This is a genomic window from Paraclostridium sp. MRS3W1, from assembly GCF_032465715.1.
GTDB classification, from domain to species: Bacteria; Bacillota; Clostridia; order Peptostreptococcales; family Peptostreptococcaceae; genus Paraclostridium; species Paraclostridium dentum.
The window spans coordinates 1-8,740 of sequence record NZ_JAWDJM010000058.1 but is presented as its reverse complement, the minus strand read 5'-3'; the positions used below and the strand labels follow the sequence as shown (position 1 = coordinate 8,740).

Here is an 8,740-nt window from a genome sequence, read left to right as displayed (position 1 = left end):
ACCTATAATTATTATGTAAAACTTATTAAAAAATTAAAAAAATATTTAAAAACAGAAGAAGATATAATACTTGAAGTTAAAAATGATAAATTAAATAGAATAGTTTGTTTGGCAATAAAATTAAGTAAAAATGATATGGAAATTTTTATGCCTATAGATATAAGAGTATTTATAGGTGATGCTAAAGATACATATATGGATTGTAGTTATTATAACTTGGAAGATGGTGGAATTCTTTATATAAAGGAATTTACATCAGGAAAACCAAATAATGGGTATGGAAAGATAATATTAGAAAATCTAGATTATATAGTAAAAAAAATAAATATAAAATTAGACTTATATAATCATTATTTTGAAGAATACACGTTTAACTATATAAAGAGAATAGAGGGAGTAGCAATACCTTCTAAAAGTATAATAACACAAGAATCTTTAAATAAAATTTATAGAAAGTATGGATTTGAAGTTGATGAAAAAAATAATATGAGCATGATAAAAATTATTGAAAGTCAAGAAATTGCATACAATCAGAATATGAACTAAGTTTTTGGTTAAATTAAATATGAAATACACTTATCGTCGAGGAGGATTTTATCATGAAAAATAATAAAAATAGACATAAAGATAGACCAAAAACTAATGCAGAAAAAAGAAAAGTTTTATTTGAACATGGGTCTGAAATTGGAATAGTAGATGGTAAAAAAATAGGGGCTAGAAACTCAGGGTCAAGTAAAACTAAAGATGAAAAATTATATGATAAGATAGAAAAAAAGGGAACATATTAAAAAAAGTACAATGCATTTGCATTGTATTTTTTTTATGCTATATTAACATATTTTCAATATGAATCATAATATATACAAGGTAATAAATTGAGAAACCTTTCTTAGGAGGAATTTTTATGAAGTATGCAAATTATAAATTTGGAAATATAGTTGATATAAGTAATATTAAGGGCCAACCATATAAGTTTATAACAATAGCTACAAATCCAAAAGATATATATACTTTCACTAAGCTTATTTATAGTGATCAAACATTAATTCTTGATTGTGAATATAATGAAATAAGTATAGATGATTTGGAGATAGGTGATAAAATAGTAGCTTTTCATTCTAATGTAATGACTATGAGTATACCACCACAAACTCAAGTTTATATAATAGAAGTAAAATAATAAATAAAAGCTGTATAGCCTAAAGGTTATACAGCTTTTATTTATTAAAAAACTTGGTAAAGAAGCTTTATAGCGACACCTACAGCCATAAATAAAAAAATTGGCTTTATTAGTTGAGATCCTTTGTTTATAGCTACTTTAGCACCTATATATCCACCTAATATCATAGAAAAAGCATAAAAAATTGCTACTTTGTAAAGTATTTGACCACTAAACATAAATAATATAAGTGCTGTGAAATTACTTGTAAAATTTAAAATTTTAGTATTTGCAGATGCATGTAAAAAATCAAAACCATAAATTTTTATAAATGCAAATGTTAGAAATGTACCTGTGCCAGGTCCAAAAAATCCATCATAAAAACCTAAAGCAAAAGCCATAATAATTCCTTTTTTTATATTTTCCTTACTAAGGCTTTCGAATTTATCTTCTTTACCTAAGTCTTTCTTTAAATATGTATATATTGCAACCATTAGTATCATAAGAAAAACTAAAATATTTAAAATATTTTCACTTATAGATAAAACACATTTAACACCTAGGAGACACCCTAAAATTGTAAATGGAATTAATTTTTTTAATAACTCGATATTAGTTTTACCTGACTTTGAATACTTGTATGCACTAGAAAAACAACCAAAAGCACCTGCAAACTTATTGGTTCCAAGAGCTAAATGAGCGGGAAGACCTGCCATTAATAAAATTGGCATACTTATTAACCCACCACCACCTGCTATTGAATCAACGAAAGCAGCTAAAAAACCACCAAGACAAAGAAATAAAATTGTAAGCATAATTCCTCCAACAGTAAAATTTATTTACAATTATTATAATATAAAAGAAATACAAATGTAATTACCATGATTAATATTAAATCACAATCATATTAATCAAATAGAGCTCATATATTTTACTAAGGTATAATATATGGTAAAGGGGAGTGATTATGATGGCTAGAGATATAGTTATAGATTTCTTAACAAAACTATCTATAGATATAGAAAATAAAGCAGATGTAGATGTAAGCTATAGCCAGCAAAGAGATTACTTTTCTAGTGGTAAAATATTAGGGCAACCCATATATTATGTATTTAAATATTTTAGGAAAGAAGAACAATTAGGATTATACATAGAGTCAAGAGATGCAGAAGGTGCTCAATTTTTAAAAGATATTTACTATGAAAAAAATGAATTTATATCAAGAAAAGTAGGATATGAACTTGGTATAAGTGAGAGAAAGCAAAATAAAGATTGGGTTAGAATGGGATTTGAAATAGATGTTGACAATTTCAATGAACTTATGGAGTATAGAAAATTATATCTTCATGCATTTTTAAAGTTTAAATCAGCAATAGAAAAAATAGTAGAAAAATATGTAGATGCAATATTCAATTTTGCAGGAAATTTTGGATATACAAAAACGGAACTATTAAGGGAAGTTTTTATGGAAGAAGAAGTTTTAGATGATATAATTTTCAATTTAGATTTTAAAAAAAATATAATATTGCAAGGACCTTCAGGTGTTGGAAAAACATTTATAGCAAAGCGAATTTGCTATTTTCATCAAGGCAACAGAGATAATTCAAATATAGAAATGGTTCAGTTTCATGAAAATTATACCTATGAAGAATTTGTAAGAGGATATAAAAAGGGAAAAAGTGGAGAAGACTATATAAAAAATGGGGTATTTTATGATTTTATAAAAAAAGCTCAGTCTTATCCGGAGCATAAGCATTACTTTATAATAGATGAAATAAATCGAGTTGATGTTAATAAAGTATTTGGAGAAATAAATTCTATAATTGAAAATAACAAAAGAGGAAAGGAAAACTCTATAAAACTTATTTATAGCGAGAGCGATGAGAGTTTTTATATTCCAGATAATGTCTATATAATAGGAACATTAAATACTGCTGATAAAAATTTAAAAGACATAGATTACCCATTAAGAAGGAGATTTGGATTTATAGATATAGAACCTGTTTTTGAAAATATAGACTTTAGAAATTACCTTGGAGAATGCTTAGGGGTAGAGATGGCAGACAAAGTAGTCTGTAATATGAGCAAATTGAATAAGATAATAGATGAAGATGAAGATTTAGGCAAAAACTATAAGATAGGACAAAGTTACTTTATGATATCTAGTAAAATTGATGAATATATAGTAGACAGTTGGTATAGGCAAGTAATAAAAAGAGATATAGAACCTTTAATAAGAAGCTGTATGATAGATAAAGAAAAAAGTTATATAAATGATATAATTAAAAAATTAGTTGATGATTAAAAAATCCCTTATATGATAAATATTAGGGATTTTTTATTTTATATAGTAAGTTATAATATATTACAGGAATATAAAGAAGGAGAGTTTATTATGAGTGGCAATGAAAGAAGAGAAAAGATCATAGAAATTTTAAAAAGTTCATCAAAACCAGTGAGTGGTTCTTATTTGTCTAAAACTTTAGATGTCAGTAGACAACTTATAGTTTCTGATGTTGCATTAATAAGAGCTACAGGTATAAATATTGTATCAACTCCTAAGGGATATATACTAAATGAAGAAGTATGTGAAAGTAGTTTGATAAAGACAATAGCATGTAAACACTCTAAAGAATTTATCGAGGATGAACTTAATATAATTGTAGATGAAGGAGCAACTGTTTTAAATGTTATAGTTGAACATAGTGTATATGGGCAGTTAACGGGAAATTTACACGTATCGTCTAGACGAGATATACGAGAATTTATGAAAAAATTAGGTGAAGATACAACTAATCCATTATCACAACTAACTGATGGAGTTCATCTTCATACTATAAAATGTGAAAATGAGGAAGTATTAGATAGTGTAATAAAAGCATTGAAGAAAAAAGATTATCTATTATAGAGTTGACAAAAAAATGATATGACTATACACTTATAATGACAGGTGTAAAGACACCTATAATTACATATGTATAGGGGGATTTTTTATGAATAGCAAAATCAATACAAAAGCTGTTGTTATGTCAGCTCTATTATGTGCTTTAGGAATTATAATACCTATGTTTTCTCCAATTAAGCTAATTTTAGAACCTGCATCATTTACATTAGCTAGCCATGTTGCTATATTTATAGCAATGTTTATTTCACCAAGCACTGCAATATTTGTTACATTGGGTACAACGATAGGATTTTTATTAGGAGGATTTCCGATAGTTGTAGTAGCTAGAGCATTTAGCCATTTAGTATTTGTAAGTTTTGGATCTATTTATTTAAAGAAAAATAAAAATGCTATATCTAGCATAAAGTCGTCAATGGGATTTTCATTGATTATGGGTATTCTACATGCAATAGGTGAAGTATTGGTAGTTATTCCTTTTTATTTTGGGTCAAGCTTATCTCAAGGATATTACGAACAAGGTTTTTTAACATCTGTTTTATTATTAGTAGGGGTAGGAACTATAATTCACAGCATGTTAGATTTTGGACTATCAGTTTATATATGGAATGTGATGCCTAAAGAATTAAAAAATATAGATGCAGTTAAAGCATAAAAAAATAACAAGATTGGATTTTTTATCTAATCTTGTTATTTTTTTATATAAAAATTTAATATATATGTTAAAAATATGTATAAAATAAGTTATAATATAAAATATAATAGGAAATTTAAAGTAAATGTAGAAAAATATATATAATTTCACAGAAAATTCATATTGAACCGATAATATATATATAGAAGTAAAATTTTGGACATAAAATATGATCAAAAGGTTACAAAAAAAATACAAATTTAGAAAATTTGCTTTGGTTTAGTTTTATAAAAAGAAGGGAGATTAAGTATGATTGATAGAAAAATTGCAACAGCTATATCAGTAACATCTTTAGGTATAGTGCTATCAGGAACTGCTGTATTTGCTAATGCTAAAACAGGAACAGTAACAGCAAGTGCATTAAATATAAGAAGTGGGCCATCAACAAGTAACTCAGTAGTGGGGTATGCTTATAAAGGCGATAAATTACAAATATTAGAAACATCAAATGGATGGTACAAAGTTAAGCTTTCAAATGGAAAAACAGGTTGGGGAAGCGGAAAATATATAAATGTATCTGGAGATTCAAGTTCAGAAACTCCATCAAGTGGAAAAACAGGGACAATAACAGCGGATGCATTAAATGTGAGAAGTGGACCATCTACAAGCTATGGTAAAGTGACTATGGTTTACAAAGGTCAAAGTGTAACTATATTAGAAAGTTCAAATGGGTGGCATAAAATAAAAACTCAAAATGGACAAATCGGATGGGCAAGTAGTGATTATATAAGTACATCTGGGCAAGGGGGAGGAGGATCAACAGAGACTCCATCAACAGGTAAAGGAACAGTAACAGCAAGTACATTAAATATAAGAAGCGGACCATCTACAAGTAACTCAATAGTAGGAAAAGCATATAAAGGAAACACTGTAGATATATTAAGTAGTTCAAATGGATGGTATAAAGTAAAATTATCAAATGGACAAGTAGGATGGGCAAGTGGAGATTATATAAGCACATCTGGAGGTTCAGATAACGGATCTAACAATGGAGGAGGATCAACAGAGACTCCATCAACAGGTAAAGGAACAGTAACAGCAAGTGCGTTAAATATAAGAAGTGGACCATCTACAAGTAACTCAATAGTAGGAAAAGCATACAAAGGAAATACTGTAGATATATTAAGTAGTTCAAATGGATGGTACAAAGTAAAATTATCAAATGGACAAGTAGGATGGGGAAGCAGTGATTACATAAGTAAAGGCGGAGAAAGTTCAGGTGGTTCTGAAGGTTCAGGTGGTGGATCATCTGAAACTAATAATGCTCAAGCTATAATAAATACAGCTAAAGCTCAACTTGGAAAGCCTTATGTATGGGGAGCTGAAGGACCTAATAGCTTTGACTGTTCTGGATTAGTATATTATGTATATGGACAACATGGAATAAAAATGCCAAGAACATCAAGAGAGCAAGCTAATGTAGGAACTACTGTAAGCCAATCTCAATTACAACCTGGTGATTTAATTTTCTCAAGCACTGATGGTAGTGGAGGAGTTAACCACGTAGGTATATATATAGGAAATGGACAAATGATACATGCACCTAAACCAGGAGATGTAGTAAAAACTACTAATATAAATTCATCATATTGGCAAAACACATATGTTAAAGCAAAGAGAGTTTTATAGATATTAGGGTATAGGGAGATATTTTCAAGGAAAATATCTCCCTATCGTAATTTTAAAGTGAATTTTATGCAGAATTTTTTTATTATTTAAGGTAATACTATAGTGTAAAACTTAAATATATTTTATAATTAATTTAGATAAATTTGGAGGTGGAGAAGTGAAGAAAAAAGCAACATCTTTAGTTTTAGTGCTTATAATGCTAATTTGTATTACACCGATAAATGCATTTGCAAATAGCAATCATAAAACTATTGTTATAAATATGAATAGAAGTAATTTTGTAGATTTTCTAGAAATTCCGACGTTAAAAAAACAATTAGAAAATCGAGGATACATAGCACTGATGAATGTAAGAGGTGACCAAGGTACGGGGGATAATAGGTCATATGCAAGTATCGGAGCTGGGGGAAGAGTAAATACATATAGCACAGACTTTAGAGGTTTTAAAGATGCAGACAAAGACAATAGAATTACATATGAAAGTGCTACAGGTAAAAAGCCAAAGGGTGTTAACGATACAGACATTAATTTATCTATAAATGATAATTTAGATAAAGGAAAATATGGATCTACATTGGGAGAATTGGGTCAAACCTTAAATAACGAGGATTTGAGTGTATCAGTACTAGGAAATGCTGATACAGGAACAAAACCAGAAGAACTAAATAGAAATATTGCTGCAATGGCAATGGATAACTATGGAAGAATAGATAGTGGCAATGTAGATAATATAAATAAAAAAGATGATAGCATGCCATTTGGGTTAAGTACAGATTACAATAAGCTAAAAAATGAAACAAAAAATCAATATGACAATAGTGATATAGTATTTGTAGAATTAGGAGATACGTATAGACTTGATTTATATAAACCATATTTAAATGAAAATACATATAAATCTATGGAAAAGAAAATTCATAAAAACATAGATGAATACTTAAAAGAAGTATTTAGCCTTGTAGATGAAAATGACACGGTATATGTAATGAGTGCATTTCCTAAGGATATAGATTATAAAAATAAAAGAAGATTATCACCTGTTGTAAAGTTTGATGGAACTGGAAAAGGTCTGTTAACATCAGCAACAACTAGAAGAGATGGTGTAATTGGAAATGTAGACATAGGTGCAGGAATACTTGCAGACTATAAGTTAACATCAAACAATATGGTAGGAAGAGAACTAGAGAATATAAAAAATGAAGATAATATAAACTTTCTTGAAAAAGAATATAGCAAAATTGTGAATATTTCAGATGTTAGAAGTGGTATAATTCAATTTTTTATAAACTCTACATCTATAGTATTAGGATTAAGTATAGTTTTACTAATATTTAGAAAGAAATTAGAAAATAAATATAGTAAAAGTATTAAGAAAGCATTTAATATTTTAAAAGAGTTAAGCAAATTTGGACTAATAATGCCAGTGGCATTTTTATTAGCACCTATGTTTAATTTTAATACTAAGATAGGTATTTACTTATCTATATTTGCACTTACTTTAGCTATATACTTTATTTCCAGATTGATATTTAAATCAGACAATAAGCAAATTGGGTTTTATGCAACTTTATCAATTTTCGTTATAATAGTAGATGCACTATTAGGATCATACTTAATGAAAAATAGTATAATGTCATATGATGCAATAGTAGGTGCTAGATACTATGGAATAGGAAATGAATATCAAGGTATAATCATAGGATCTTCAATAGCTGCAATGTCCATTTTAATTATAAATAAGAAGCTACCTAAAATAATTGTTCCAATATTATCACTAATAATTTTATTCATTAGTGCATCTCCAACAATGGGAGCAAATGTTGGGTCTGCTATTTCAGAAAGTGTAGCATTAATATTATTTACAATGCTTGTGTTTAATGTGAAAATAGATTTTAAGAAAGCTATTTTAATTTTATTTGGAGCTGGATTGGTTGTGTTAGGATTTGCTGCTATAGATATGTTAAGTGGATCGGAATCTCATTTGTCATTATTTATTAATCAAATTTTAGTAAATGGACCAACTGCAATTTTAGAAACATTTGGAAGAAAAATTTCTATGAACATACAACTTATGCAAAATAGTTCATGGGTATATATAATATACGTAGGTGTTATAGGCTTAATAGTAACTAGTATTTTTTACAAAAAAGAGTTTAAAGAAATGATGAAAAATGAAAGTTATGGGAAAAAGGCTATAGTGTCAATTGGAGCAGGAGCTATAGTAACATTTTTAGTAAATGATTCAGGTGTAGTTTCAGCAGCAACAACTATGTTATATATAATTATACCGTTTTTAATAATTTTAATTAATAAAGTTATATTTAAAGAAAGATAAAAATAGCGTACTGTGTACGCT

At 27.8% G+C, this 8,740-nt stretch carries 9 protein-coding genes; 8 read left to right on the top strand and 1 reads right to left on the bottom strand.

The genetic code is table 11. The features are described from left to right. The 3 genes from RWY47_RS04585 to RWY47_RS04575 all read left to right on the top strand — a co-directional run. Positions 1-546 (top strand): hypothetical protein (locus tag RWY47_RS04585; protein WP_316030253.1); only part of this gene is annotated, 546 nt, incomplete at its 5' end. 53 nt (positions 547-599) lie between these two features. Beyond that, on the top strand, positions 600-788 hold the full coding sequence (locus RWY47_RS04580) for a hypothetical protein (RefSeq protein ID WP_035113675.1): 189 nt from the start codon (positions 600-602) through the stop codon (positions 786-788). A 116-nt stretch (positions 789-904) separates the two neighbouring features. Then, positions 905-1,180, top strand: coding sequence for a hypothetical protein (locus RWY47_RS04575; RefSeq protein WP_035113673.1), 276 nt, complete (start codon positions 905-907; stop codon positions 1,178-1,180). Positions 1,181-1,224: 44 nt separating this feature from the next. On the opposite strand, the gene RWY47_RS04570 is transcribed toward RWY47_RS04575, so the two are convergent. Then, entirely contained in the window at positions 1,225-1,974 is a 750-nt protein-coding gene (locus RWY47_RS04570; protein ID WP_150885984.1) for a sulfite exporter TauE/SafE family protein, read from the bottom strand. A 152-nt stretch (positions 1,975-2,126) separates the two neighbouring features. On the opposite strand from RWY47_RS04570, the gene RWY47_RS04565 reads away from it, so the two are divergent. The 5 genes from RWY47_RS04565 (at position 2,127) to RWY47_RS04545 (ending at position 8,719) form a co-directional block, all read left to right on the top strand. Next, positions 2,127-3,464, top strand: coding sequence for an AAA family ATPase (locus tag RWY47_RS04565; RefSeq protein ID WP_224171079.1), 1,338 nt, complete (start codon positions 2,127-2,129; stop codon positions 3,462-3,464). 90 nt (positions 3,465-3,554) lie between these two features. Next, the gene (locus RWY47_RS04560; RefSeq protein WP_150885982.1) at positions 3,555-4,067 is read left to right on the top strand and encodes a transcription repressor NadR; all 513 of its coding nucleotides are present in this window, start codon (positions 3,555-3,557) and stop codon (positions 4,065-4,067) included. Between the two features lie 85 nt (positions 4,068-4,152). After that, the gene (locus RWY47_RS04555) at positions 4,153-4,716 is read left to right on the top strand and encodes a hypothetical protein (RefSeq protein WP_021429091.1); all 564 of its coding nucleotides are present in this window, start codon (positions 4,153-4,155) and stop codon (positions 4,714-4,716) included. 288 nt (positions 4,717-5,004) lie between these two features. Then, positions 5,005-6,384: a C40 family peptidase gene (locus tag RWY47_RS04550; RefSeq protein WP_150842545.1), complete on the top strand. Its 1,380-nt coding sequence runs from the start codon at positions 5,005-5,007 to the stop codon at positions 6,382-6,384. A gap of 157 nt (positions 6,385-6,541) precedes the next feature. Further along, positions 6,542-8,719, top strand: a complete 2,178-nt coding sequence (locus tag RWY47_RS04545) for a hypothetical protein (protein WP_168931781.1) — start codon at positions 6,542-6,544, stop codon at positions 8,717-8,719. Positions 8,720-8,740: the final 21 nt, after the last annotated feature.

What these genes read in the sequence shown, in the direction of transcription:
- RWY47_RS04580 (WP_035113675.1), top strand. Translation starts at nt 600, where the DNA reads ATGAAAAATAATAAAAATAGACATAAAGATAGACCAAAAACTAATGCA.
- RWY47_RS04575 (WP_035113673.1), top strand. Translation starts at nt 905, where the DNA reads ATGAAGTATGCAAATTATAAATTTGGAAATATAGTTGATATAAGTAAT.
- RWY47_RS04570 (WP_150885984.1), bottom strand. Translation starts at nt 1,974, where the DNA reads ATGCTTACAATTTTATTTCTTTGTCTTGGTGGTTTTTTAGCTGCTTTC.
- RWY47_RS04565 (WP_224171079.1), top strand. Translation starts at nt 2,127, where the DNA reads ATGATGGCTAGAGATATAGTTATAGATTTCTTAACAAAACTATCTATA.
- RWY47_RS04560 (WP_150885982.1), top strand. Translation starts at nt 3,555, where the DNA reads ATGAGTGGCAATGAAAGAAGAGAAAAGATCATAGAAATTTTAAAAAGT.
- RWY47_RS04555 (WP_021429091.1), top strand. Translation starts at nt 4,153, where the DNA reads ATGAATAGCAAAATCAATACAAAAGCTGTTGTTATGTCAGCTCTATTA.
- RWY47_RS04550 (WP_150842545.1), top strand. Translation starts at nt 5,005, where the DNA reads ATGATTGATAGAAAAATTGCAACAGCTATATCAGTAACATCTTTAGGT.